Origin of the sequence: Acinetobacter sp. HZNU-JH01 (genome assembly GCF_037996845.1) — a bacterium.
GTDB lineage: Bacteria > Pseudomonadota > Gammaproteobacteria > Pseudomonadales > Moraxellaceae > Acinetobacter > Acinetobacter haemolyticus.
The window spans coordinates 2,984,467-3,008,930 of the sequence record NZ_JBBMZX010000001.1; the positions used below are offsets into that span (position 1 = coordinate 2,984,467).

Here is a 24,464-nt window from a genome sequence, read left to right on the forward strand (position 1 = left end):
GCAGGCTTTCTATATAAGAAGAATCAATCTTATTTCTTCGCAGCTTGTTGCGCTTTGATTGCTTCTTCAGTCAATTTTTCCAATTTAGAGACTAACGGCGCACCTAAACATGCTTGTAAGTCTTTATTTTGCTGTTGTACAAATGCTAAAGAACTTGGGTTTTTCTTGGCATTAATTGCACTTTGAATTTCCCATTTTTGCGCTTCAGTCACTTTACCTTGAGCATCAATTTGACAACCACAGAATTTATTTACTTCTGCTGCTGATAATTTACCACCTTTAGTGGTTTGCTCTTTACATACATTGACCAGTCCAGCTTTCACATTGGTACTTTTATATGCAGCTTCGAGTGGGTTGGTGTTTGCCTGAGTTGCAGTTGCAACTAAAGCAGTCGCCGCCATCATTGTAGAAAGAATAAGATTTGATTTTAAAAACTTCATATATGTACCTAATTATTACCCTAATATCGTCTAGTTGGTATAACGCGTAGGATCCGCAATACCTGCTTCGATAAAACCTTGTTGACGTAAACGGCAACTGTCGCATTTGCCACATGCACGTCCTTGAGCATCTGCTTGGTAGCAGGATACCGTTTGACTATAGTCTACGCCATGTTCGATACCTAAGCGTATAATATTCGCTTTGGATAAATGTAACAAAGGTGTTTCAATTTTAAGAGGTTTTCCTTCAACGCCAGCTTTTGTTGCAAGACGAGCCAAATTGGCAAAAGCGTCAATAAATTCTGGACGACAGTCAGGATATCCTGAATAATCAACAGCATTGACCCCAATCACGATGGCTTCAGCATCAAAAACTTCCGCTGCAGCGAGGGCGTAAGACAAGAATATTGTGTTACGTGCTGGAACATAAGTTACAGGAATACCTTCTTGTAATTGTTCTGGGACATCAATGTTATGATCTGTAAGTGCAGAACCGCCAAGATTACCTAAATCAATATTAATGACACGATGCTCTACACCTGCACGTTGTGCTAGTGCTTTGGCGGCATCTAACTCTGTGGTAGAACGTTGACCGTACATAAAACTGATAGCAACACAATCATAACGCGCTTGTGCCCAAGCGAGACATGTTGTTGAGTCTAAGCCACCAGACAATAATACGATGGCACGAGAACGCATATTATTTTCCATGATTCAACCTAAAAATATTGATTAAGAATGGATGTGACATTCACACAAACCAATTCTGAAATTTTAACGACCTGATTCATCATTCCAGAGTAGCTTGTGTAACTGGAGTTGAAATCGAACAGGGAGATGGTCGTCTAAAATCCACTGAGCCAAATCACGTGCTAAAGCAGGGAGGGCAACAGCGCCTTTTTCAACAGCAAAAGCAGGAGAGAACCAGACAGTGCTCACTTTATCTTGCAATTGGAATTGTTCAAGTTGTTGTCTAGACCATTCGTAGTCAGCACGATTACAAATCACAAATTTGATTTGATCATGTTGGGTCAGATAGTCGAGATTGGTTAGCAAATTACGATGATCTTCTTTAGATGTAGGTGTTTTTAAGTCAAGAACTTTAGAGACACGCGAATCAACTTTTGATACATCCAACGCACCACTGGTTTCAAGTGATACTTGAAACCCTAAATCACATAACCGCTGTAACAATATTAAGCAATTGGGTTGAGCAAGAGGTTCACCGCCAGTGACACAGATATATGGTGTTTTGTATTGGCTTGCTGTTTCGATGATATGTTCTAGTGATAAACGTTCACCTCCTTCAAAGGAGTAAGTGGTATCACAATAACTACAACGTAATGGACAGCCTGTTAAACGAATAAAAACTGTTGGCAAACCAAAAGTATTCGCTTCGCCTTGCAAAGAATAAAAAATCTCTGTGATACGTAAACCAGCCGCAGGATCAGAGACAGGAATTGCAGAAGAACGTAAGGAAGCCATAAACATTTACCACAAACAAATGCTACATAAGCAGCATGCTATATAAAAAACAAAATCTCTACGACCATGACTGATCGTAGAGATGAGGAATGATCAAGTTCCTAGGAACAATTGAAGCTCCGTGGAACGATCAAGTTCCGCAATAAATATTACAAATTAGTCTGCACGTAACAAATCGTTCAAGCTTGTTTTAGCGCGAGTTTTCGCATCCACTTTTTTTACGATGATCGCAGCATATAAGCTGTAGGTACCACATTTTGATGGAAGGCTACCTGCAACGACCACAGAGCCCGCTGGTACACGACCATAATGAACTTCACCAGTTTCACGATCAAAAATTTTGGTTGATTGACCAATGAAAACACCCATTGAAATCACAGAGCCTTCTTCAACGATCACGCCTTCAACGATTTCAGAGCGTGCACCGATAAAACAGTTATCTTCAATAATTGTCGGATTCGCTTGTAATGGCTCTAAAACACCACCAATCCCAACACCACCAGATAAGTGAACATTTTTACCGATTTGAGCGCATGAGCCAACAGTTGCCCATGTATCTACCATGGTACCTTCGTCAACATACGCACCGATATTGACATAAGACGGCATTAATACGACATTTTTCGCTTGGAAGCTACCACGACGCGCAACCGCAGGAGGAACAACACGTACACCAGCAGCTTTAAACTGTTCTTCAGTCCAACCAGAGTATTTGGTTGCTACTTTGTCATAGAACTGTAGATCACATGCTTCGATTGGTTGATTATCGTTAAGTTTAAACGAAAGTAAAACGGCTTTTTTTAACCATTGATGAACAACCCATTCACCATCGATTTTTTCAGCAACGCGAAGTGAGCCATTGTCTAAACCTGTTAATGCCTCTTCTACAGCTTGACGAATTTCTGTAGGGCAGTCCGCTGCGCTAAAGTTGGCACGGTCTTCAAATGCTTGCTCGATGATTGTAGAAAGCTGAGACATGATCTTCCTTCTTCCAAAAAAAATTTTAAAGATTTTACACTAATTTGATCGAAGAATCTTTGAAAAAAGTCGTTACAATAAATTGTTGGAATTTTATGCAATAAATTTGTCATAAAATGAAATATGTTGTTTTTTATAAATTATTTCCGAATACACAATTACTTCTAATTTGTATCAGAAAATAACAAAAAGTAATCAGTTTATGTATAAAAAGTTGTCAGGCATTCTTTTAATATGAATTCACAGAAACAATTATATCGAAATTGAAATAGAAGTATTTTTTAAGGAGACCTCAATGAAAACTTTGCGTGTTATTCTTGCTGCAGGTGTACTTACAGCGATTGCAGGTACTACATTTGCTGACGAGCAAGTCGTAAGAGAATCGGCATATGCATTTCCTTCATTTTTAAACCCAGTATCTGTACGTGCTGAAGTTGGTACCACTGGTTATGGTGGTGCGGTGTCTTACCGTGTCAATCCTTATGTTGGTGTAACCTTAGGTTATAACGGCGGTGATATCTCTTGGTCTGATGAGTTAAAAATCGACGGTACTAAGTATGATATGGACATGGATAATAACAACACTTATTTAAATGCCGAGATTTATCCATGGGGTACAAGCCAAAATACATTTGTTCGTTCGCTCTATGTGGCAGCAGGTGTTGCATACTTAGATAACGAGTATGACTTGAAAAAGCGTATTGGTACCAATAGTTTAGTACGTGTTGATGGCGAGCGCTTTACCACAGACAACACTCAAACTGCTAACATTGATGGTAAAATGAAATACGATAACAATATTTCACCATACTTGGGTGTAGGTATAAACGCACCTGTATATAAAAATATTGGTTTGTTCGGTGAAATGGGTGCCTACTATACTGGTAATCCAACTGTAAGCTTAAAAACTTCTGGCGATGATCAAATCATTGGTAGTAACGGCAACACTTTAGAAAGTGCTGTAGCGAAAGAGCAGCATAACATTGAAAACAAAGGTAAATATGAATGGATGCCTGTGGCTAAAGTTGGTGTGAGCTTCAAGTTCTAACCTATACATTCATCATAAAAAAACGAGCGCTATGCCACTGCTGTCCCACAATTATTCCAAGAAGAACCTCAATTGAGGTTCTTCTTGTTTTCGCCACTTCTTATCGGGTAAAAATAATGCCTTTAGAAGTTTTCTTTCAAATAAATTGACCTGAATAATTCTTAATAATCTCTGGACAGTCCATCCCTCATGAGCCATATGTTTTGCAAAACTCACTAATAAATAGGCAATTAATGCAATCCATATTTGAGTTTGTATGGCATTTCGGCTTCGACCTAGAAATGATTTCAATTTTAAATTCTGTTTAATCGCTTTGAAAAATAATTCTACTTTCCAACGATCTTTGTAAATTGCTGCAATAGTCGATGCAGCTAGATGAAAGTTGTTACTTAGAAATTCAAATGTCCTTTTCTTTTCAACATCATAAAATTCTATTCGTCTTAATCGCTTCGGTGCACCACGCTTTTTAGCATAATCACTGCTCAACTCAATATATTCATCCGCAAGAATTCCTTTGCAAGCGTATACTTCACGTTTTGACTTTACTTCATAAACCGTCTTCGGTCTTAGCCGTGTCACAAAGCTGACTTTTCGGTCAGTCATCTCTGCAAACCACTGATAATCAACATACCCCTTGTCAAAAACTACGATACTTCCAGGTGGAAATTTGAGTAATCTGCCTTGCACCATATCATTTTCAATACCATCTCCGAGTGCAACAAATTCAGGAATCGTATTGCTGTGATTTAATCCAACTGTCAGTTTAATGCTCGCTTTGGATTCATGTACTTTTGCCCATTCGCATAAGGACAGTGAAAGATCAATGTGGCTTGCATCAAGTGAATACAGCGGATTCTTAAATCGAAATTTATGTGCAATCTTTGTGTTTTCACAATGCCGAAGTAACTGAGTAAATAATTGCTGATATAGGCTGGCAGGTTGTTCTTGATTGATTCTTGCCAAGGTGCTTCGTGCAATAGTCTTAGCACCGAGGTGATAGAGCTTTTCCTGCTGTGATTCGAGATTGGATTGAATATCTCTTAAGCTTTGCCGACAGGACAGCTGGGACATCAATATGGCAATAAACTGATCCCAGCGTGTGGCTGATCTTAATTTTTGTCCACAATGATGCTGCTTGGCAAGACGTTCAAAATCACATCGTGAAATAGGTTTAAGTAATTGATGAAATACGGTATTCTGATGTGACAAAACCTGAGTCCTTGTAGTTAAAGTGTTTGTTCGCACTTATATTTTAACTATTTTGGACTCAGGTTTTTTATTTAAACAAAACTATGGGACAGCAGTGGCGCTATGCTCGTTTTTTTATGTCTTATTTTTCCAATTACAAGATACTTATACAAATTTACTCTTCAGGATAAGCAACTTTTTTTAGTGCTTTAATATCTGTAGTTGGGGAGCAAAGAGAGATAAACTCATAACCATAGCCACGTAGTAGATGGCCTTTGCGAACGGCGATCCATGTTGTATTGACGCCAAACATATCAGTTTTAATTTGTTGAAGACGATAATCTCGCTCTGCATCATAAGCGACATCGTTGACTATACCGACGCCCATATTGAGTTCAACATAAGTTTTGATTACATCCGCATCCAAGGCAGACATCACAATATCGGCATGTAAATGTGCATCTTCAAATGCTTTATCAATTTTAGAGCGACCCGTAAAGCCCCCATGATAAGTAATCAATGGATACTCAGCCAACAGTTCTAGGCTGATGTGATCTAATTTACTTAAAGGATGATCTTTAGGTGTAATGATACTATGGTGCCATTCATAATAAGGAACACTTGCTAAGTTTTCTTCTGTGGTTAAAGATTCAGTGGCAATACCAATATCGGCTTCACCTTGAAGAAGCATTTCAGCGATTTCTACAGGACTTGCTTGTTGTAAAACCAAATGAACTTTAGGAAATAGTTTTTTAAATTGATTGACGATCGGCGGGAGTACGTAACGTGCCTGCGTATGTGTAGTGGCTATGGTAAGTGTTCCTTCATCCACTTTGTTAAAGTCATCTGCAAGACGCTTGATATTGTCTGCGTCAACTAACATACGTTCAACAATATTCAGTAAAGATTGTCCGGGCTCAGTTAAGCCTAATAAACGTTTTCCTTTACGGACAAAGAGCTGTACGCCTAATTCATCTTCCAGATCTTTAATATGCTTACTCACGCCAGATTGTGAGGTGTAAAGTGCTGCTGATGCTTCAGTGAGATTAAAGTTTTGACGAACAGTTTCTCGAATAATTCTGAGTTGTTGAAAGTTCATAAATATTTGTTCCTTGCAAAAGCATGGTAATTCGAAAGCATTTTATCTCTAAATTTCCCTAAATCCTCATTTAATAAAGGGAAAATTCCACAAAAGCATCGGATTTATTGCTTTTGTGAGCACCTTCCTTTCAATGGAAGGTGGGGAGAGCGATTCTTAAGCAACTTGTATGCTTGTTTGATCTGCAAATAAATGAAGCTGAGCAGCACTAATCCAAACCGTTTGATTCGGTTTGAATTGATGTAAGTTTGCTTCCTCTACACTTAATAAAATTTCGATAGTACGTCCACTGCGATCTTGTAATTCAGCGATGACTTTACCTGCAATCCATACTTCGCGTAAAAATGTTGCTTCAATGGCATTTGCTTGAGGTTGAGCGTGAATATGCAATTCATTTGGTCTTGCAAATGCAATCACTTTACCTTGAGGTGCTTGTACCGTTGTTGGTAGTTGAATGCGATCATCACCGATACGGATAATACCGCCAGTATGTTCGCCTTCGAAGCGATTTGCTTGACCCAAGAAATCAAATACAAATGGCGTCGCTGGTTTTTCATAGACTTCACGGGGAGAACCAATTTGCTCAACATCTCCTTTGTTCATGACGATGATTTGATCAGCAACTTCTAATGCTTCTTCTTGGTCATGGGTTACAAAGATAGACGTGATATGTAGTTCATCATGTAGGGTACGTAACCAACGACGTAGTTCTTTACGAACTTTAGCATCTAAAGCACCAAAAGGTTCATCCAGTAATAACACACGAGGTTCAACTGCAAGCGCACGTGCAAGAGCAATACGTTGGCGTTGTCCACCCGAAAGCTGAGCAGGGTAACGATCAGCCAAAAAGCCTAGTTGAACGAGGTCAAGTAAACGCGTTACACGTTTTTTAATTTCGGCTTCTGATGGTCGAGTTGCTCTCGGACGGACACGTAAACCAAATGCGATATTGTCAAAAACAGTCATGTGACGGAATAGTGCATAATGCTGAAACACAAAACCTACTTGGCGTTCGCGTACGTGGATGTCGGTTGCATCTTCACCTTCAAGTAACACTTGACCGCCATCTGCTGACTCTAAGCCTGCAATAATGCGTAATAATGTGGTTTTTCCACAGCCTGAAGGACCCAGTAAGGCAACTAATTCACCTTCAGGAAAATCTAAAGAGATATTTTTTAGCGCATGGAATGCACCAAAGTGTTTTTCAATATTTTTAACTTGAATACTCATGTGTTCATTCCTTAATGGGTTGGCTGTTTGCTTGTTCTTGGCGGATTTCCAACCAAGTTTTCAAGATCAAGGTGATGATTGCTAAAAATGCCAGTAATGAAGACACCGCAAATGCAGCACTAAAGGTATATTCGTTATAGAGAATCTCAACGTGTAGAGGCAAAGTATTGGTTTCACCGCGAATATGTCCCGAAACAACAGAGACTGCACCAAACTCACCCATTGCACGGGCATTACACAGAATCACACCGTAGATAAGACCCCATTTGATGTTCGGCAGTGTTACTCTCCAAAAGGTTTGCCAACCCGAGGCACCCAATACGATGGCAGCTTCTTCTTCTTCAGTACCTTGGGCTTCCATTAATGGAATGAGTTCCCTAGCCACAAAAGGAACGGTAATAAAGATTGTGGCGAGGACAATTGCAGGTACGGCATATAGAATCTTAATGTCATGATCCATGAGCCAACCACCGATCCAGCCTTGTGAGCCAAAAATTAAAACAATCATTAAACCAGCAATGACCGGTGATACTGAAAAGGGCATATCGATAATGGTGGTTAATATGGCTTTACCACGAAACTGAAATTTAGCGACAGACCACGCTGCAGCAACACCAAATATCACATTAATTGGTACGGCAATCGCTGCTGTCAGTAACGTTAATTTCACTGCTGATAAGGTATCTGCATCGGTTAAAGCATTGATATAAACGGCTAGACCTTGCTTAAATGCTTCTGCAAAAACCAAAATGAGTGGCAAGATTAAGCAACTTAGAAAAAAGATAAGTGCAATGCCAATCAAGCTATAGCGGACCCAAGTCGGCTCACGAGTTGCATCTCGAGCCTGTAATTTGAGTGCTAAAGAATTGCTATTGTTATTTAAACTCATTGTGCAACTCTCCCTGTGCGACGACTCGCCCATGCCTGTATTAAATTAATTAAGAATAAAATGGCAAAAGAGAGAATCAGCATGACCACAGCAATGGTGGTTGCACCAGCATAATCATATTCTTCTAAACGAGAGATAATCATTAAAGGCGCAATTTCAGTTTTATAAGGCATATTGCCCGCAATAAAAATCACAGAGCCATATTCTCCTACGCCACGAGCAAAGGCTAGAGCAAAACCAGTCAGTAAGGCAGGAAATAAGATAGGCAAAATGATTTTGGTAATGGTTTGCCAACGATTTGCACCCAATGCGGAAGCAGCTTCTTCCAATTCGGTTTCAATATCACTCAAAACGGGTTGTACAGTACGAACAACAAACGGTAAACCAATAAAAATCAATGCCAACGTGATACCAATCGGAGTATAGGCAACCTGAATTCCTAATGGTTCAAGATATTGTCCAATCCATCCATTTTTAGAATAGAGTGAGGTGAGCGCGATACCTGCAACTGCTGTAGGTAAGGCAAAGGGTAAATCGACTAAAGCATCTACTATTCTTTTACCAGGGAAGCTATAGCGAACTAAGCACCACGCTAGGAGTAAACCAAAGATCACATTGACAAAAGCAGCGATCAGCGCAGCGCTAAAGCTGAGTTGTAATGATTTTAAGATTCGCTCAGACGTTAGAATTTCCCATAATCCATCCCAACCAATTCCAAAAGATTTGATAAAGACGGCTGATAAAGGAATCAGTACGATTAAAGACACGTAAGCGAGGGTAAAGCCTAAGGATAGGCCAAACCCAGGCAGCACTCGGGAACGCTGCGACATGATATTTCCTCAAAGAGAAATGTTTGCTAAACAAGCAAATAAGCTAAATATAAAAATATAAGGAGCGAGAGTTAGGCAAATTTCACATTAAAATTTGCCTGAGGCATTCGAGTTCGCGGTTGCATGTTTTTTTCAGGCAATAAGTAATTCAGGATTTCTGGAAACGGACCAAATCCTGATGCCACATTGACATGACCAACAGCACCTAAATTGATCGGGGTGAGCTCCCATGCTTGTGCGAGTTGTAAAGCATCGACATAACCTAACCATGGGTCATTTTCACTGATCAATAAAGTCGTCGGTAAATCAATTTGAAGTTGATGAAAATATTGTTTGTAGTCAGTCAAACTGTGGCGTGCAAAACCACTTTCACCAAAACGTGCAGGATTTGCTGGAGCGACTAGCACTAGATTTTTTACTTTAGCTTGCAATTCAGGATGTTCTGCAAGTGCTGCGACACTGGTTAAGCAACCAAAACTATGTGCAACAACTTGGACTGGAGAGTTGATTGCTTCTAATGCGCTGAGAAACTCGGTAACCCATTCACTTAATACTGGTCGATCCCAATATTTTTGTTGTACACGAGAGCTAGACACCAGTTGTTGCTGTAACCAAGACTGCCAATGCTGTGCTTCGCTACCACCTACACCCGGAACAATTAAAGTGTGAACCATGTCTGCTCTCCTGAGAATTTCTTCTAAAAGTAATTCTTATCGGCTGTTTGCTTTAACAATCTGATCAAAGATTCCGCCATTATCAAAATGCTGTTTCTGCACTTTGGTCCAGCCGCCAAATTCTTTGTCGATGGTGATCAGTTTGAGCGGCTTAAATACGCTTTGGTATTTTTTCAGTACATCGGCATTACGTGGTCTGTAAAAATGACGTGCAGCGATTTCCTGACCTGCTGGTGAATAGAGGTAGTTCAAATAACCACGTGCAATTTGTAGGTTGCCATTTTTAGTCGCATTTTTTTCTACCACTGCAACGGGAGGCTCTGCCAAAATCGAGAGCGAAGGAACGACAATTTCAAATTTGTTTGGTTGTTCACGTATTGCAAGGAACGCTTCATTTTCCCAAGCCAATAAAACATCACCAATGCCGCGCTCAGCAAATGTGGTTGTTGCACCACGTGCACCAGAATCAAGTACTTTGGTCTGTTTATATATTTGGCGGACAAATTCTTGTGCTTTGGCATCGTTACCATTGGGCTGATGTTTTGCCCAAGCCCAAGCTGCTAAATAATTCCAGCGAGCGCCACCTGACGTTTTTGGATTCGGCGTAATAATTTCTACGCCCGGCTTAATCAGATCACCCCAATCTTTAATTTGCTTAGGATTATCTTTTCGTACTAAAAATACGATGGTAGACGTATACGGCGTTGAGTTATTTGGCAATTTTTTCTGCCAATCATTAGGTAGCAATTTTGCATTTTTGGCAATTTCATCAATATCCGCAGCCAAAGCTAAAGTTACGACATCGGCATTTAGACCATCAATAACGGCACGTGCTTGTTTACCAGAACCACCATGTGATTGTTTGAAATTAATATCTTGTCCAGTACGTTGTTTCCAAAAGTTACCAAATTGTTTATTAAAATCTGTATATAGCTCACGTGTTGGATCATAAGAGACATTTAAAAAGTCTTGAGCAGCCAAACTGGATGCTGAAAGTAAAGCAGCCAAAAGACCAACTTTGAGTTGAGATAAACGCATAAAAACCCCTTGAAATTGCATAAGCATTTAGAATATGGATGCAGCATAACGCTGGTTTTTTTGCAAAAAAAATAATAAAAAAAGCATTTGTTATGAAAAAAAGAGAAATATATAAATGTGATAAGTTATGCTGAATCGTTGATAAATAATAAATTTTTATTTCAGTGTTTTAGTTGTTATAATTTTTTAGAATCAAAGAGTTATTCACTTTTAAACTTTGTTTCTTATAAACTGAAAAAGGTGCTTAGATCATGCAATGCTATAAAAATGGACAGTTAATTGATTCCATTCCTTTACTTGATCGGGCATTTCATTATGGAGATGGTTGTTTTACAACTGCGCGTATTTTTGATGGGTGTTTTGAGTTAAAAGAACTGCATTTTGCACGTTTACAACTGGCTTGCCAGCATTTGAGTTTAAAAACTGATTTATCCTTGATCGACAAGGTTTTTGAACAATTACAACAGCAATTTCAAAGCCTAAATGGCACACTCAAAGTTGTGATTAGCCGCGGTGAAGGTGATCGTGGTTACAGTTTACCTTTACATGCCGCTGATCTTTATGTGTGGTATTACCCCAAAGTAATGCAAGCTTTTCAGCCTGAATGGATTGAGAGTGGTTTACTCAATCATGCCTTGGGTTTAAACATGCCACACCTTGTAGGTTTAAAAACATTGAATCGTCTTGAACAAGTTTTGCTTAAGCAAGAAGCGGACCAACGGGGGTGGCTAGAAGCCTTAGTCAGTGATGTGCAGGGTTATATCGTAGAAGGGGTGAGCAGTAATTGTTTTATTCGTATAAATGATCAGTGGATTACGCCTGAACTTCGTTATAATGGCGTCCACGGTGTGATGCGAGCCAAAATCTTATCTCGAATGCAACAATACAATGTGTCATGCGAACAACGTTGTATTGGCATGGATGAGATTGATCGTATTCAAAACCTGTTTTTTTGCAATGCATTGCATCCAATGCGAGCGGTTGTACGATTGAATGATCGCGCGTTAGCGCAACAACCTTACCTTGATTTATTTGAAACTTTAAAACTTAGCCAGATTGATTAATATGCCAAAGCCACCAAACTCAAGCAAAAGTAAGAAAAAACCGAAAGCAAAGCCGAAATCAAGATTTACCTTTAAAGCATTTCTTGTATTTATCTGTGTTTTTACGATGGTGGTCTTTGGCGTGATATGGGCAAATTTATTTAAGCCTTATCCAATGGAGAATAAAAAACAATTATTAGTGATTTCATCTGGAGATACATATTCACGTTTCATTGATCGATTGGCTGAAGAACAGAAGGTAAGTTTCCCGATCATTTTAAAGCTCTATCAGAAATTTATGATACATGACAGTATGAAAGCTGGTGTATATGAGCTAACTAAAGGGATGAGTGTTCGTCAAGTGCTGGATATGCTTGCCAATGCAGATAATGCTCAAATGAATCGAATATTGGTCATCGAAGGGACAAACTTCAAGCAACTTGTACAGAAGTTAAAAAATGATCCGAATGTGACCAATACAATTTTAGATTTGCCTCAAGATCAATTACTAAAAGCTTTAGATATTTCCTATGCTCATCCTGAAGGATTATTTGCACCTGATACATATTTTTTTGCTAAAGGTGAAACAGACAAGAAGATTTTGACGGATTTATATCGTCGTCAGATGAAAGCACTGGATGACGCATGGGCTAATAAAGCTGACAATCTTCCATATAAAAATAAATATGAAGCATTAATTATGGCTTCGATTATTGAAAAAGAAACTAGTTTGGATAGCGAGTTACAGCAAGTATCTGGTGTGTTTGTTCGTCGATTAAAAATAGGCATGCGCCTGCAAACTGATCCAACCGTCATATATGGTATGGGAGATAATTACAAAGGTAATATCACACGTAATGACCTACGGACACCAACAGCATATAACACCTATACCATTTTCGGTTTACCTCCAACGCCAATTGCTTTACCAAGTAAAAAAGCAATTGAAGCGGCGATGCATCCTGATGATTCGCAGAATCTTTATTTTGTTGCAACAGGCACAGGTGGGCATAAATTTACAACCAATTTGCAAGATCATAATCGTGCAGTACAAGAGTATTTGGCGGTTTTACGTGCCAAGAAGCAGGAGCAACAGTAAATGTTTATTAGCTTTGAAGGTACTGAAGGTGTAGGTAAAACCACGCTGATTCGTAAAATTCATCAGTATTTTGAACAGCAAGGTAAAGAAGTTGTATTAACTCGTGAGCCGGGTGGTACGCCTTTGGCGGAACAAATTCGCTCTTTATTATTGGCAGTGAATCATGAAGAGCAAATGAGTCATGATACTGAGCTATTATTGATTTACGCGGCACGTGCTCAACATTTACAGCAAGTGATTTTACCTGCATTAGAAGCAGGCAAGATTGTGCTGAGTGATCGTTTTACCGATGCCAGCTTTGCTTATCAATGTTCTGGACGAGGTTTGAGTCAGGAAAAGTTGCAACTGTTAAACCAAACTTTTGTGGCGAAAATGCCGAATATTACCTTTTGGTTGGATGCCCCGATTGAATTGGGCATGACCCGTGCGCGAGAGCGTGGTGCCTTGGATCGTTTTGAGCAAGAGAAATTGAGCTTCTTCGCTAAAGTTCGTGCAGGTTATGAGATATTGTGGCAAGCAGAGCCGGAACGGATGAAGCGTTTAGATGCAACGCAGAATGCTGATGTTGTGTTTGGAGAGGCGCTGAATTATGTAAAACAGCTCTAAGAGCTGTTTTTATGTTTATCTCACGGTTACTTTGGTATTCCGCAGTATGATTGTGGAGTGAAAGTAAACTTTAAAAAAATATGAGAGTTGGTCATAGATACTTATTAAAACATGCTTAATATTTATCAAAATATATACATAAAAGTCAGTATATTTGTTGATGGTTTTGTTACCATGTTGTCAAAATAAAATAGAGGGTTAAATTTTGGCAACACCATATATTGTTATTGGGTGTCCTACGACTGGTGGGGGTAAAGTTATTTCAGGAAATAGTAGTTTTTTGATCGAAGGTAAAGCAATCGCATGTGTTGGTGATAAGGCGACTTGTCCTAAACACCAGACTGTATCAACGATTATAACTGGTGATCCATACATGCAAGTGTTTGGAAAAGCTGCTGCAAGGGTCAATGATTCATTGTCTTGTGGCTGTAAACTACTGCCAATGCAGAATTTAGTTGTTCAAGACAATGGATCATCTGCAAGTTCAAAACCATCAAAATCCAATGCTTTGTCTGCGGTAATTAATGCAGTATCTAATACGCTTAAGCAACAAAATACAGTTAATAATAGTTTTTCTGACAGTCGAGACGTCTATGAAAATTATTATATAGAACGGAATAAAACGGATCATGTGAAATTCCTTAATGCTTTACCTCCCTATGATTCTGATAAATTTGGTAGAAGAGGTGGAGGTGTTCTAATTCAAATGGGATCTGGGGCATGCCAATTTATAGTTACCTATACTGTTAAAGAGACAGAATTATTTGTAACAGTGTCTTATATCCCACCTGTATTAAGTCAGGAGGCTAAAATATTCCCATCGGCATCATTGAAGATATATAAAGAAAAATTTCGAGAATTTGAATTTATTCAAGCTCATCAATTAAAAAGAGACGCTGGATATTGGGATACAGAAAAAGGGAAAGAACCTGTAGGATTCTGTAAAATTCAACTACCTAAACCTGATTTATCTATCATTAAAGTGGTTTTAGAAATGGGGTATGAAGCCAAGTTAGATGGAGGGATAATAGTACCTATCCCAAGATTTGTTACACATACATTTACTATAAATTCTGCTGCTAGACGTGTGAAATGAAAAAATATCTAATCTCAGTTATCATGTGCTGCTCTTTAGTAAGTACAGCTTGTTCCTCTAGTGTTCATGATGTGCATGCTATTGAAGCCAAGGAATCTGAAATTTCTCTTGAAGATCAGGCGATTATTCAAAAATATAAGGATCGTATTAATAATTTAGATCTTAGTGACCGAAATCTTGTTGATGCTACAATGAAAAAAAGTTTATCTGAAATAAGTAAAATTCAGAATAAACATGAGAGAGAAAAAATAGAAATGAATATCTATCTCTCTACAGGGATGTATCAAGAAGCATATAACTTGAATACTAAAATCTTAAAAGAGAATCCCCAAATTTCAAATTTGTTAACTCAGTGCGAATTAATACACGTTCTTAAACTTTCGAAGAAAAAATTTCAAAAATGTCATACTGATCTAGCATTAGCTTTTGAAAAAGAGTTGAAAACGATTCCAAAAAGTGATCCAGAATATTCTTATAGTGAGTGGGGGTATCTTCTATCAATGTATAAAGCAGGGCACGAAAACTATAAACATAAATTGGAAAAGTTTATTAATTCAACAAAAGACGAACAAATGAAATTTCAACTTCAGAGTGCATATGAGTTAGCTATCGAGCAGAAAAAATCTATTTAGATGAATATTGAGAAACCACCTTAAGAGTTTGGTTTCTCAATATATTTTATATGTGGCAGCTCAAATTTGAGCTAAGCTTTATTTGGGGCTAACAAAAATATTTATATCGGATTATTTTATCACTCATTCACCAATGGTTGTTCCACCTTAAAATTGGGGGGAGTCAACACTGTCTTGCGAATCTCATCTGAGAGTTCTGGATAATCCAGCGTGTAGTGCAAACCACGCGATTCCTTACGTTCCATTGCACAACGCACAATCATTTCAGAAACCAAAACCAAATTACGCAATTCGATCAGGTTCTTACTGACGCGGTAATCTTGATAGTATTCATTGATTTCACGCTTCAACATTTCAATACGGTGTAAAGCACGTTGTAAACGTTTCGTCGTACGAACGATGCCGACATAGTTCCACATCGTTGAACGTAGTTCATCCCAGTTTTGCAGGATGACCACATCTTCATCTGCATCGGTGACTTGAGATTCATCCCAAGACGGCACCTCTGGAAACTCAAAGCTTGTGTTGTGTTTACTTTGAATATCTTCTGCTGCGCTCATACCATATACAAAACATTCAAGCAGTGAGTTACTCGCCATACGATTTGCGCCGTGTAAACCTGTATAAGAAGTTTCACCAATCGCATATAAGCCATCTAAATCAGTTTGGCTATGTTCATCGACGACGACACCGCCACAAGTATAGTGAGCCGCAGGAACCACAGGAATCATGTCTTTGGTAATATCAATCCCAAGCTCAAGCAAACGTGCATACAAAGTCGGAAAGTGCTCTGTAATAAATTCAGGTGATTTATGCGTAATGTCCAACCAAACATGACGAATACCCAAGCGTTTAATTTCATGGTCAATGGTACGCGCCACAATATCACGTGGTGCAAGTTCAGCACGTTCATCAAAACGCAACATGAAGCGTTCGCCATCTGGTAAACGCAGATATGCACCTTCACCACGCATCGCTTCGGTAATTAGGAAAGAGCGCGCTTTCGGATGATATAAACAAGTCGGATGGAATTGGTTAAATTCCATATTGGCTACACGACAACCTGCTCGATAAGCCATTGCTATCCCATCGCCCGTCGCAATATCAGGATTTGAAGTGTAGAGATATGCCTTCATTGCACCGCCACAGGCGAGGGCGGTAAATGGCGCTAAAAAGGTATGAACTTGTTCAGTATTTTCATTTAAAGCGTATAAGCCAATCGAGCGATTGTTTTGATCTTGATGGCCAAGTTTGTGCAATGTAATGAGATCAATCGCAATATAGTCTTCAAAAATCGTAATGTTTTCGCGTTCTTGTGCGCGCTCAACTAAAGTTGTTGAAATGGCTTTACCTGTGGCATCGGCAGAGTGAATGATACGACGTTGAGAGTGACCACCTTCACGAGTGAGATGAAGTTGTTCATCATCGTCTAAAGTGAATTGCACACCTTGTCCAAGAAGGAAATCAACAGAAGGTTTGCCACCTTCAACCGTATGTTTGACAGCATCTAATTCACATAGATGCCCGCCTGCAATCATAGTGTCATTAATATGTTGTTGAATGGAGTCTGTTTCGTCTAAGACCGCAGCGACACCACCTTGTGCATAAAAGGTACTGGCTTCTGTCAATGCCGCTTTTGCTAAAATCGCAATGTTGTAATGACTTGGTAAAGAGAGTGCAAGACTTAAACCTGCACCACCACTGCCCACAATAATCACATCAAAATGGTGAATTGTTTTTAAATCAGGCATGTCGATCTGCTTCAGTTTTAAACGTTCGCTAATGACACCGCTTTTTTATCAAAAAGGCAAGGGCCAATCTGCCTGAAATTGGGTGAATTTTTAGCGAATGCGATTTATTTGCTGATTATTTTTTGTTTAATGTGACTTAGTAAGAAAACGATTATGTTTCAGTACATTGTTTTAATCTAGACTTAAGCTGTCCAGTATAAAACCTTAAAATGAAAAGTGAATGCTTAGAAATGTCTTCATAATTCATTCACATTTCATCGTTCTATTTCGTTGTATACATTGAAAATATAAACATTTTTTTACGAAAAGAATGCTGGGGTTATGCTACAAACATAGACCATAACTTTTATTTTAATCATCAGTATGTAGGTTCTTGCTTCATGAAAAGTCGCTATTTACAACAAGGAATGTATGCTGCGGTATTTACGATAGCAGCTGCTCAAGTCAACGCTGCTACGCCAGTAGATTTTTCAAACCTCGTTGAGCAGGTGAGTCCTGCTGTTGTGAGTGTCAATGTTGTGAAAAAAATGACTCAGGAAGAGTTGTTGCAGCAACAAGTACCAGAGATTTTAAGGCGCTTTTTTGGCAATCAAGTCATCATTCCACAGCGACAAGGACCTCAAGAGAAGACTGCATTTGGTAGTGCTTTTTTTATCAGTAAAGATGGCTACCTCGTGACCAACCATCACGTGATTGCCAATGCGTCACGTATCAGTATTACGTTGAATGATCGTCGTGAATTTGATGCAACTTTGGTTGGGAGCGATGAGCGTACAGATGTCGCCGTACTAAAAGTTGAAGGGGCGAATTTCCCTGAGTTAAGAGTAGGGGACGTTAATCAATTGCGAGTAGGCGAGCCTGTTCTCGCGATTGGATCTCCATTTGGATTCGATTATTCGGCATCGGCAGGGATTGTAAGTGCGAAGTCACGGAATATGAGTGGTGAAACATCTGTTCCCTTTATTCAAACAGATGCTGCTTTGAACCCAGGTAATTCTGGCGGTCCATTATTCAATCAAAGAGGTGAGGTTGTTGGTGTAAACTCTCGTATCTTTAGTGGTACGGGGGGGTATATGGGATTGTCGTTCTCTATCCCAATCGATGTTGCGATGGATGTTGTTCAGCAACTGAAAGCCAATGGTAAAGTGACTCGTTCTTATCTTGGTATTATGCTGCAAGATATAGATCGCAACCTAGCCGAGGCTTATAAACTACCAAAACCTGAGGGTTCATTAATTACTCAAGTTGCACCAAAGTCACCTGCTGAAAAAGCGGGATTGAAATCTGGGGATGTGATTTTGAAAATTAATGGTGCACCAATTTCACGTACCAGTGATTTACTTTATACCTTGAATCGTATTTCTCCGAACCAAACCATTCGATTAGAAATTTTGCGTGATGAAAGAGTTCGTACTGTTTCTGCAACATTAGGTACAGCACCTGATGACACCCCTGCAACAGGTGATAAAAATAGTCCGACCAGTGGATTAGGGATGAGCATCCGAAACCTCACGCCAACTGAGCAATCTCGTTTAGATGTTCGTGGAGGTATTCTCGTACAAGAAGTACAGCGTGGTGGCTTAGCATCTCTATCTAATATCGTTGCTGGTGATGTTATTTTACAAGTTAATGGCACTGCAATTAATGATAGTGCAGGTTTTGCTAGAGTAATTGCAGGATTGCCAAAAGGCAGCGTGGCTCGTGTGGCGATTATCCGTCAAGGACAACGTGCGATCTTAGGCCTACGTCTACAGTAACATTGTATAAAGTCATAAGAACCACTCTATTTAGAGTGGTTTTTATTTTGTAATCTAGATTTGTTTCTAATACTGTATGCAGCAGATTGGTAAATCAAGTATGGCAAGAAATGAGTACGATTTTTGATTTAAGAATAAGCGTTCAACCTGAACATATTGATGTTCTAGGTCATGTGAATAATGTGATCTATGTTCAATGGATGCAGGATGTAGCGGCAGCACATGTTGAAACTTTGGGTTTAGGTGTGGCTCAATATTTGGAGCTTAAACATGCTATGGTTGCGGTGGAACATCATGTTCAATATCGTAAAGCTGCGCTTGCAGGTGACGAAATTATTCTACGCACTTGGCTAGATGATATTAATGCGCTGTATTCTTTTAGGCAGTACGCATTTTATCGTGAAAAAGATCAAAGCATTTTATTTTTGGGAAATACCAAGTGGGCATGCATTGAGATTGCCACTGGCCGTCCAAAACGTATGTCTCCAAGTTTTATCCAAGCTTATCAACCGATTCCAACTGATTTAAATCCTTTGGATTTTTCCGTTTTATATGAGCAAATATAAACCATAAAATCATGACAACATGGTTTAGATTGGTAATAATTATTTTGAATACTTTGAATGGTCGTTCTGTTATAATCCCCAACAATTTTGTTAAACCGTTTTGGCTCATAACTTTTTAAAAGTATAGGGCGATTTATTTTCTCAAGGTAACCCATGGCGCAAGCTAAAAAATCCGTAGATATCAAAAATATACGCAATTTCTCGATCATTGCTCATATTGACCATGGAAAGTCGACTTTGGCTGACCGTTTTATTCAAATGTGTGGTGGTCTACAAGACCGTGAGATGCAAGCTCAGGTACTAGACTCTATGGAGCTTGAGCGTGAGCGTGGGATTACCATTAAAGCTGCATCGGTGACGTTGTACTATACGCATCCAAATGGTCAAGAGTATCAGTTGAACTTTATTGATACCCCAGGACACGTTGACTTCTCTTATGAGGTATCACGTTCTTTAGCAGCATGTGAAGGGGCTTTATTGGTCGTCGATGCTGCACAAGGTGTTGAGGCTCAATCCGTAGCAAACTGCTATACCGCTATTGAACAAGGCTTAGAGGTATTACCGATCTTAAATAAGATTGATTTACCACAAGCAGAACCTGAACGTGTAATTCATGAAATTGAAGAAATTATTGGAATTGAAGCAACTGATGCACCAACCTGTTCCGCAAAAACTGGTTTAGGTGTTGAAGGCGTTTTAGAGCGTTTGGTTGATGTGATTCCAGCACCTGAAGGTGATCGTGATGCGCCACTTCAAGCTTTGATTATTGACTCATGGTTCGATAATTATCTTGGTGTTGTTTCGTTGGTTCGAATCAAACAAGGTCGCATCCGTAAGGGCGATAAAATGTTGGTCAAGTCAACTGGTCAAACTCATCCTGTTACTTCTGTGGGTGTATTTAATCCAAAGCATACTGAAACTGACATCCTTGAAGCGGGTGAAGTTGGCTTCGTAATCGCAGGGATTAAAGATATCTTTGGTGCGCCAGTCGGCGATACCATTACGCTTGCATCTACGCCTGAAGTTGCAACTTTACCAGGTTTTAAAAAGGTAAAACCACAGGTCTATGCAGGTCTGTTCCCGATTGATTCAAGTGATTTTGAACCGTTCCGTGAAGCTTTGCAAAAGCTACAGATCAACGATTCGGCATTATTCTTTGAGCCTGAAAGTTCAGATGCTTTAGGCTTTGGCTTCCGTTGTGGCTTCTTAGGTATGCTGCACATGGAGATTGTACAAGAGCGTTTAGAGCGTGAGTATGATCTTGATCTGATTAGTTCTGCACCTACTGTAATTTATGAAGCTTTAACCAAAAAAGGCGACATTATTTACATTGATAGCCCATCAAAAATGCCAGATGGCTCAACGGTTGAAGATCTACGTGAACCGATTGCAGAATGCCATATTCTTGTACCGCAGGAATACTTAGGTAATGTGATGACGCTATGTATTGAGCGTCGTGGTGTGCAGAAAGACATGAAATTCTTGGGGAACCAAGTTTCTGTTACTTTTGAAATCCCAATGGCTGAAGTTGTGATGGATTTCTTTGATAAATTGAAATCTTGCTCACGTGGTTTTGCGTCACTCGATTACAATTTTGTACGTTTTGAAAGTTCAGCCTTAGTTAAGGTAGACGTGCTAATTAATAGCGAAAAGGTAGATGCCTTAGCGATGATTTGTCACCGCCAAGATGCTCGTCATCGTGGTATTGCTTTGGTCGAAAAGATGAAGGATCTGATCCCTCGTCAAATGTATGATGTGGCGATTCAAGCGGCAATTGGTGCGCAAATTATTGCTCGTTCTACTGTTAAAGCGATGCGTAAAAACGTTTTAGCAAAATGTTATGGCGGCGATGTGTCTCGTAAGAAGAAACTTCTTTCGAAACAAAAAGAAGGTAAGAAGCGTATGAAACAAGTGGGAAGTGTAGAAATTCCACAAGAAGCCTTCTTAGCTGTATTGAAAGTAGATAGATAAAGAAAGATCAGGCTGGGTAAGCATTGCTTAACCTAGCCCTAAGACGAGCAGTCAGGCTGCGAGTGAGGGTTTGTGGATTTTGATTTTAATTTGATTCTAGTACCAGCGACACTGATTTTTTTCTTGGTGTGGTTGCTTGATAAGTTTGTACTCAAACAACGTGCAAATCGTGGGCGTAACCAAGAAAATTTTATCATTACATGGGCGTATGATTTTTGGCCTGTGTTGGCGGTTGTGCTCGTTTTACGTTCTTTCTTGTATGAGCCATTTAATATCCCTTCTGACTCGATGGTACCAACCTTAGAGACAGGTGATTTTATTTTGGTGAATAAATTTGATTATGGGGTGCGTTTACCGATTGTTAATACCAAGATTATTGATGTTGGTGAGCCTAAACGTGGTGAAGTGATTGTTTTCCGTTACCCACCACAACCTAGTATCAGTTATATCAAACGTGTGGTTGGTCTACCTGGTGATCATATTCAGTTTAAAGATGGTCAATTGGTCGTAAACGGTGAACGTGTTGCTAATGTTGTAACTGAGGTGAGCCGTGAGAAAGACGCATTAGAGACACCAGCAGTTTCATATTTTAAAGAAACTTTGGGTGATCATCAGTATTCAGTGCGCTACTTAGATGGACGTAATACACTTGTTGAAGCGTATCAGTTTGCTCAAGCCAAAGGTGCGGATTCGTTTATTCCATTTGTTGCAAAAACCAATGATGTGTTTATAAATACACAAGGGCGTGATTGGGATGTAACTGTACCAGAAGGTCAGTATTTTGCGATGGGTGATAACCGTGACCAAAGTGCAGATAGTCGTTTTTGGGGATTTGTGCCTGAGCAGAATTTAACAGGTCGTGCTTTTTATGTATGGATGCATAAAGAACCTGGTCTAAAACTTCCAAGTTTTAGCCGAAATGGTAAAATTGATTAATAAATAAAAACACATAGGAAAGAAAAAATGCGTAAATCTCAGCAGGGGACTTCGTATATTGCAATTTTATTTGGGGTGGTTTTATTTGCAATTGCTGTGAAAGCAGCGATTGCAATATGGCCAGCATATTGGGATGACAAAATTATTGACAGTCAGATTGAAGGCTTATTGAAAGATAGTCCTCAAAATACGACGCCAACCAAGTTTGCATCTCAGATGGATCAACGTTTGGATATGAATGGTGTACGAGATCTTCGTTTTAAGGATATCGCACAAGCTACATATAAAGATGATTTGATCGTCGTGAAAAAGTATGAAGTGCGAAAGCCCTTTATGCTGAATATCAGTTTAGTGATGACTTTTGAGAAGACTTTTGACCAAAAATCTGCCAAACAAGCTCAATGATACAAGACTGCAAGCAAGGATAGGTTATCAATTTCAACAAATTGATTTGTTGAAATTGGCTTTAACTCACCGCTCTGTTAGTCATAAACACAATTATGAACGCCTAGAATTTCTAGGCGATTCGTTATTGGGGATGATCATTGCGAATTATTTATATCATACCTATCCAACTGAAAACGAAGGTCGTTTAACGCGTATGCGTGCAACTTTGGTTCGACAGGAAGCACTAGGTAAAATAGCGAATGACCTGCAATTGAGCCGGTCATTAATTTTAAGCACTGGTGAATTAAAATCGGGTGGCCATCATCGTGAATCTATTCTCGCTGACACGGTTGAAGCCATTATTGGTGCGATCTATATAGACAGTAATGATCTCAACTTGCTGCAAGGCATTGTGTTAAAATGGTATGAGCCTTACTTCGATCATATCGAACCGACGGACCAACTGAAAGACCCAAAATCACGACTACAAGAGTATTTACAAGCACGTAAAAAACCTCTCCCAGTTTACGAGGTTGTAGATATTCAAGGTGATGCACCTAATCAACATTTCAAAGTGGAATGTTTGGTTGATGGATTGCCGAAAATTCAAGGCGAGGGCTCAAGTCGTCGTTTCGCCGAACAAACGGCAGCGGCTGAAATTTTAAAATTATTGGAGCAATAACCTGATGTCTCATTCAAATGACAATAAGCCTGAAGTAACTGAACAGCAAGATGGCAATAACTTAATTGATCAATTTTTTAGTTCTCAAGGAACAACAATTCCTTCTGATTTTAAAAGCGGTTTTGTTGCGATTGTAGGTCGTCCTAATGTAGGTAAATCGACCTTAATGAACCATTTACTGGGTCAAAAGTTATCGATTACATCGCGTAAACCACAAACTACACGTCATAAAATTGTTGGTATTGATTCGCGTGAGAAGTCACAGGCTGTATTTGTCGATACCCCAGGAATGCATAAAAAAGAAGTGCGTGCAATTAACAAGATGATGAATCGCGCTGCGCACTCTGCACTGCGAGATGTAAATCTAGTCTTATTTGTGGTGGATGCTCAGAAGTGGACTCAAAATGATGAACTCGTTTTGGAAAAGCTCAAAAATGCAGATATGCCTGTGATTCTGGTAATTAATAAGCTGGATACATTTGAAAATAAAAATGAAGCTTTGCCTTTGATTCAAGAACGTGCCAAGTTAATGAACTTTGCTGAAATTGTTCCTGTGTCAGCTTTGCGTGGTGCAAATTTAGAACATTTGCGCGACACCATTGAAAAGTATCTGCCGTATCAACCGCCATTGTATTCACTTGATCAGATTACCGATCGTTCGGAACGCTTCCTTGCGAGTGAAATTATTCGCGAGAAAATCATGCGTCAGCTGGGTGAAGAGCTTCCATATGATTTGACGGTGCAGATCGAGTCGTTTAAAACTGAAGAAGCGACTGTCAATGAAAAAACAGGTCGTCTAAAACCACCTTGTACCTATATTGATGCAACGATTTTTGTAGAGCGTCAAGGTCAAAAAGCGATTGTAATTGGTGATAAAGGTGCCAAACTCAAGAGTATTGGGATGGATGCACGCGCAGACATGGAAAAAATGTTTGAGCAAAAAATCATGCTTACGCTTTGGGTGAAAGTTAAAGGCGGTTGGTCTGATGATGAACGTGCTCTTAAAAGCTTAGGTTATAGCGATATTTAATTGGGTAAA

The 24,464-nt window shown here is 39.3% G+C and carries 25 protein-coding genes; 13 read left to right on the forward strand and 12 right to left on the reverse strand.

Annotated features, from left to right (window positions below; translation table 11 throughout):
- Positions 1 to 29: 29 nt before the first annotated feature.
- The 4 genes from AAC851_RS14075 to dapD form a co-directional block, all read right to left on the reverse strand.
- Complete coding sequence (locus tag AAC851_RS14075; protein ID WP_008941783.1) at positions 30 to 440, reverse strand: hypothetical protein; 411 nt, start codon at positions 438 to 440, stop codon at positions 30 to 32.
- A gap of 30 nt (positions 441 to 470) precedes the next feature.
- Positions 471 to 1,139 (reverse strand): 7-cyano-7-deazaguanine synthase QueC, encoded by a 669-nt coding sequence (gene queC, locus AAC851_RS14080; protein ID WP_017394498.1) that lies wholly within the window; start codon positions 1,137 to 1,139, stop codon positions 471 to 473.
- A 75-nt stretch (positions 1,140 to 1,214) separates the two neighbouring features.
- Positions 1,215 to 1,925, reverse strand: coding sequence for a 7-carboxy-7-deazaguanine synthase QueE (gene queE / locus AAC851_RS14085; RefSeq protein WP_017394497.1), 711 nt, complete (start codon positions 1,923 to 1,925; stop codon positions 1,215 to 1,217).
- A gap of 156 nt (positions 1,926 to 2,081) precedes the next feature.
- Positions 2,082 to 2,903, reverse strand: coding sequence for a 2,3,4,5-tetrahydropyridine-2,6-dicarboxylate N-succinyltransferase (gene dapD, locus AAC851_RS14090; protein WP_004640056.1), 822 nt, complete (start codon positions 2,901 to 2,903; stop codon positions 2,082 to 2,084).
- A 295-nt stretch (positions 2,904 to 3,198) separates the two neighbouring features.
- Here dapD and carO point away from each other — a divergent pair, with 295 nt between their 5' ends.
- Positions 3,199 to 3,951 carry an ornithine uptake porin CarO type 5 gene (gene carO / locus AAC851_RS14095; RefSeq protein ID WP_004640054.1) on the forward strand — a complete coding sequence of 251 codons (753 nt, stop codon included), beginning with the start codon at positions 3,199 to 3,201 and terminating at the stop codon, positions 3,949 to 3,951.
- Positions 3,952 to 4,002: 51 nt separating this feature from the next.
- Here the strand turns inward: carO and AAC851_RS14100 are convergent, their stop codons facing one another.
- From AAC851_RS14100 to AAC851_RS14130, 7 genes are all read right to left on the reverse strand, one after another.
- Entirely contained in the window at positions 4,003 to 5,160 is a 1,158-nt protein-coding gene (locus AAC851_RS14100) for an IS4 family transposase (RefSeq protein ID WP_008942576.1), read from the reverse strand.
- A gap of 154 nt (positions 5,161 to 5,314) precedes the next feature.
- Positions 5,315 to 6,238, reverse strand: coding sequence for a CysB family HTH-type transcriptional regulator (locus tag AAC851_RS14105; RefSeq protein WP_005084556.1), 924 nt, complete (start codon positions 6,236 to 6,238; stop codon positions 5,315 to 5,317).
- Between the two features lie 156 nt (positions 6,239 to 6,394).
- Positions 6,395 to 7,468, reverse strand: coding sequence for a sulfate/molybdate ABC transporter ATP-binding protein (locus AAC851_RS14110; RefSeq protein ID WP_004640050.1), 1,074 nt, complete (start codon positions 7,466 to 7,468; stop codon positions 6,395 to 6,397).
- 4 nt (positions 7,469 to 7,472) lie between these two features.
- A complete protein-coding gene (cysW, locus tag AAC851_RS14115; protein WP_008941788.1) occupies positions 7,473 to 8,357 on the reverse strand; it encodes a sulfate ABC transporter permease subunit CysW in 885 nt (294 codons plus the stop codon).
- Complete coding sequence (gene cysT / locus AAC851_RS14120; protein ID WP_004640046.1) at positions 8,354 to 9,187, reverse strand: sulfate ABC transporter permease subunit CysT; 834 nt, start codon at positions 9,185 to 9,187, stop codon at positions 8,354 to 8,356. Before cysT ends, cysW begins: the two co-directional genes overlap by 4 nt.
- 71 nt (positions 9,188 to 9,258) lie before the next feature.
- Entirely contained in the window at positions 9,259 to 9,861 is a 603-nt protein-coding gene (locus AAC851_RS14125) for an RBBP9/YdeN family alpha/beta hydrolase (RefSeq protein ID WP_008941789.1), read from the reverse strand.
- Between the two features lie 36 nt (positions 9,862 to 9,897).
- Complete coding sequence (locus AAC851_RS14130) at positions 9,898 to 10,899, reverse strand: sulfate ABC transporter substrate-binding protein (RefSeq protein ID WP_125501054.1); 1,002 nt, start codon at positions 10,897 to 10,899, stop codon at positions 9,898 to 9,900.
- A gap of 251 nt (positions 10,900 to 11,150) precedes the next feature.
- Here AAC851_RS14130 and pabC point away from each other — a divergent pair, with 251 nt between their 5' ends.
- The 5 genes from pabC to AAC851_RS14155 all read left to right on the forward strand — a co-directional run bounded on the left by pabC (position 11,151) and on the right by AAC851_RS14155 (position 15,375).
- Complete coding sequence (gene pabC / locus AAC851_RS14135; protein WP_008941792.1) at positions 11,151 to 11,963, forward strand: aminodeoxychorismate lyase; 813 nt, start codon at positions 11,151 to 11,153, stop codon at positions 11,961 to 11,963.
- 1 nt (position 11,964) lies between these two features.
- Positions 11,965 to 13,041, forward strand: coding sequence for an endolytic transglycosylase MltG (mltG, locus tag AAC851_RS14140; RefSeq protein WP_160126552.1), 1,077 nt, complete (start codon positions 11,965 to 11,967; stop codon positions 13,039 to 13,041).
- Positions 13,042 to 13,647 carry a dTMP kinase gene (gene tmk, locus AAC851_RS14145; RefSeq protein WP_340600984.1) on the forward strand — a complete coding sequence of 202 codons (606 nt, stop codon included), beginning with the start codon at positions 13,042 to 13,044 and terminating at the stop codon, positions 13,645 to 13,647.
- Between the two features lie 205 nt (positions 13,648 to 13,852).
- Positions 13,853 to 14,743, forward strand: a complete 891-nt coding sequence (locus AAC851_RS14150) for a PAAR domain-containing protein (protein ID WP_075315182.1) — start codon at positions 13,853 to 13,855, stop codon at positions 14,741 to 14,743.
- Positions 14,740 to 15,375 carry a hypothetical protein gene (locus tag AAC851_RS14155; RefSeq protein ID WP_340600985.1) on the forward strand — a complete coding sequence of 212 codons (636 nt, stop codon included), beginning with the start codon at positions 14,740 to 14,742 and terminating at the stop codon, positions 15,373 to 15,375. The genes AAC851_RS14150 and AAC851_RS14155 overlap by 4 nt, the downstream gene beginning before the upstream one ends.
- Positions 15,376 to 15,494: 119 nt before the next feature.
- Here the strand turns inward: AAC851_RS14155 and nadB are convergent, their stop codons facing one another.
- Positions 15,495 to 17,132 carry an L-aspartate oxidase gene (gene nadB, locus AAC851_RS14160; protein ID WP_171057895.1) on the reverse strand — a complete coding sequence of 546 codons (1,638 nt, stop codon included), beginning with the start codon at positions 17,130 to 17,132 and terminating at the stop codon, positions 15,495 to 15,497.
- A gap of 374 nt (positions 17,133 to 17,506) precedes the next feature.
- Between nadB and AAC851_RS14165 the strand changes: the two genes are divergently transcribed.
- The 7 genes from AAC851_RS14165 (at position 17,507) to era (ending at position 24,455) form a co-directional block, all read left to right on the forward strand.
- Complete coding sequence (locus tag AAC851_RS14165) at positions 17,507 to 18,883, forward strand: Do family serine endopeptidase (RefSeq protein ID WP_008941800.1); 1,377 nt, start codon at positions 17,507 to 17,509, stop codon at positions 18,881 to 18,883.
- Positions 18,884 to 18,993: 110 nt separating this feature from the next.
- Entirely contained in the window at positions 18,994 to 19,449 is a 456-nt protein-coding gene (locus AAC851_RS14170; RefSeq protein WP_034437472.1) for an acyl-CoA thioesterase, read from the forward strand.
- A gap of 153 nt (positions 19,450 to 19,602) precedes the next feature.
- Entirely contained in the window at positions 19,603 to 21,420 is a 1,818-nt protein-coding gene (gene lepA, locus AAC851_RS14175) for a translation elongation factor 4 (protein WP_004640031.1), read from the forward strand.
- Between the two features lie 72 nt (positions 21,421 to 21,492).
- The gene (gene lepB / locus AAC851_RS14180; RefSeq protein WP_008942060.1) at positions 21,493 to 22,356 is read left to right on the forward strand and encodes a signal peptidase I; all 864 of its coding nucleotides are present in this window, start codon (positions 21,493 to 21,495) and stop codon (positions 22,354 to 22,356) included.
- A 27-nt stretch (positions 22,357 to 22,383) separates the two neighbouring features.
- Entirely contained in the window at positions 22,384 to 22,761 is a 378-nt protein-coding gene (locus AAC851_RS14185; RefSeq protein ID WP_004640026.1) for a DUF4845 domain-containing protein, read from the forward strand.
- Positions 22,730 to 23,425: a ribonuclease III gene (gene rnc, locus AAC851_RS14190; protein WP_004640024.1), complete on the forward strand. Its 696-nt coding sequence runs from the start codon at positions 22,730 to 22,732 to the stop codon at positions 23,423 to 23,425. The genes AAC851_RS14185 and rnc overlap by 32 nt, the downstream gene beginning before the upstream one ends.
- A gap of 4 nt (positions 23,426 to 23,429) precedes the next feature.
- Positions 23,430 to 24,455: a GTPase Era gene (gene era, locus AAC851_RS14195; RefSeq protein ID WP_005089671.1), complete on the forward strand. Its 1,026-nt coding sequence runs from the start codon at positions 23,430 to 23,432 to the stop codon at positions 24,453 to 24,455.
- Positions 24,456 to 24,464 lie beyond the last annotated feature (9 nt).

Bases quoted from the DNA above. Each gene is read 5' to 3' on its own strand.
- queE (WP_017394497.1), bottom strand. From the start codon at position 1,925: ATGGCTTCCTTACGTTCTTCTGCAATTCCTGTCTCTGATCCTGCGGCT.
- cysT (WP_004640046.1), bottom strand. From the start codon at position 9,187: ATGTCGCAGCGTTCCCGAGTGCTGCCTGGGTTTGGCCTATCCTTAGGC.
- era (WP_005089671.1), top strand. From the start codon at position 23,430: ATGTCTCATTCAAATGACAATAAGCCTGAAGTAACTGAACAGCAAGAT.
- AAC851_RS14130 (WP_125501054.1), bottom strand. From the start codon at position 10,899: ATGCGTTTATCTCAACTCAAAGTTGGTCTTTTGGCTGCTTTACTTTCA.
- mltG (WP_160126552.1), top strand. From the start codon at position 11,965: ATGCCAAAGCCACCAAACTCAAGCAAAAGTAAGAAAAAACCGAAAGCA.
- cysW (WP_008941788.1), bottom strand. From the start codon at position 8,357: ATGAGTTTAAATAACAATAGCAATTCTTTAGCACTCAAATTACAGGCT.
- AAC851_RS14165 (WP_008941800.1), top strand. From the start codon at position 17,507: ATGAAAAGTCGCTATTTACAACAAGGAATGTATGCTGCGGTATTTACG.
- dapD (WP_004640056.1), bottom strand. From the start codon at position 2,903: ATGTCTCAGCTTTCTACAATCATCGAGCAAGCATTTGAAGACCGTGCC.
- AAC851_RS14170 (WP_034437472.1), top strand. From the start codon at position 18,994: ATGAGTACGATTTTTGATTTAAGAATAAGCGTTCAACCTGAACATATT.
- AAC851_RS14125 (WP_008941789.1), bottom strand. From the start codon at position 9,861: ATGGTTCACACTTTAATTGTTCCGGGTGTAGGTGGTAGCGAAGCACAG.
- AAC851_RS14185 (WP_004640026.1), top strand. From the start codon at position 22,384: ATGCGTAAATCTCAGCAGGGGACTTCGTATATTGCAATTTTATTTGGG.
- AAC851_RS14075 (WP_008941783.1), bottom strand. From the start codon at position 440: ATGAAGTTTTTAAAATCAAATCTTATTCTTTCTACAATGATGGCGGCG.
- lepA (WP_004640031.1), top strand. From the start codon at position 19,603: ATGGCGCAAGCTAAAAAATCCGTAGATATCAAAAATATACGCAATTTC.
- AAC851_RS14155 (WP_340600985.1), top strand. From the start codon at position 14,740: ATGAAAAAATATCTAATCTCAGTTATCATGTGCTGCTCTTTAGTAAGT.
- pabC (WP_008941792.1), top strand. From the start codon at position 11,151: ATGCAATGCTATAAAAATGGACAGTTAATTGATTCCATTCCTTTACTT.
- carO (WP_004640054.1), top strand. From the start codon at position 3,199: ATGAAAACTTTGCGTGTTATTCTTGCTGCAGGTGTACTTACAGCGATT.
- AAC851_RS14110 (WP_004640050.1), bottom strand. From the start codon at position 7,468: ATGAGTATTCAAGTTAAAAATATTGAAAAACACTTTGGTGCATTCCAT.
- AAC851_RS14105 (WP_005084556.1), bottom strand. From the start codon at position 6,238: ATGAACTTTCAACAACTCAGAATTATTCGAGAAACTGTTCGTCAAAAC.
- tmk (WP_340600984.1), top strand. From the start codon at position 13,042: ATGTTTATTAGCTTTGAAGGTACTGAAGGTGTAGGTAAAACCACGCTG.
- queC (WP_017394498.1), bottom strand. From the start codon at position 1,139: ATGCGTTCTCGTGCCATCGTATTATTGTCTGGTGGCTTAGACTCAACA.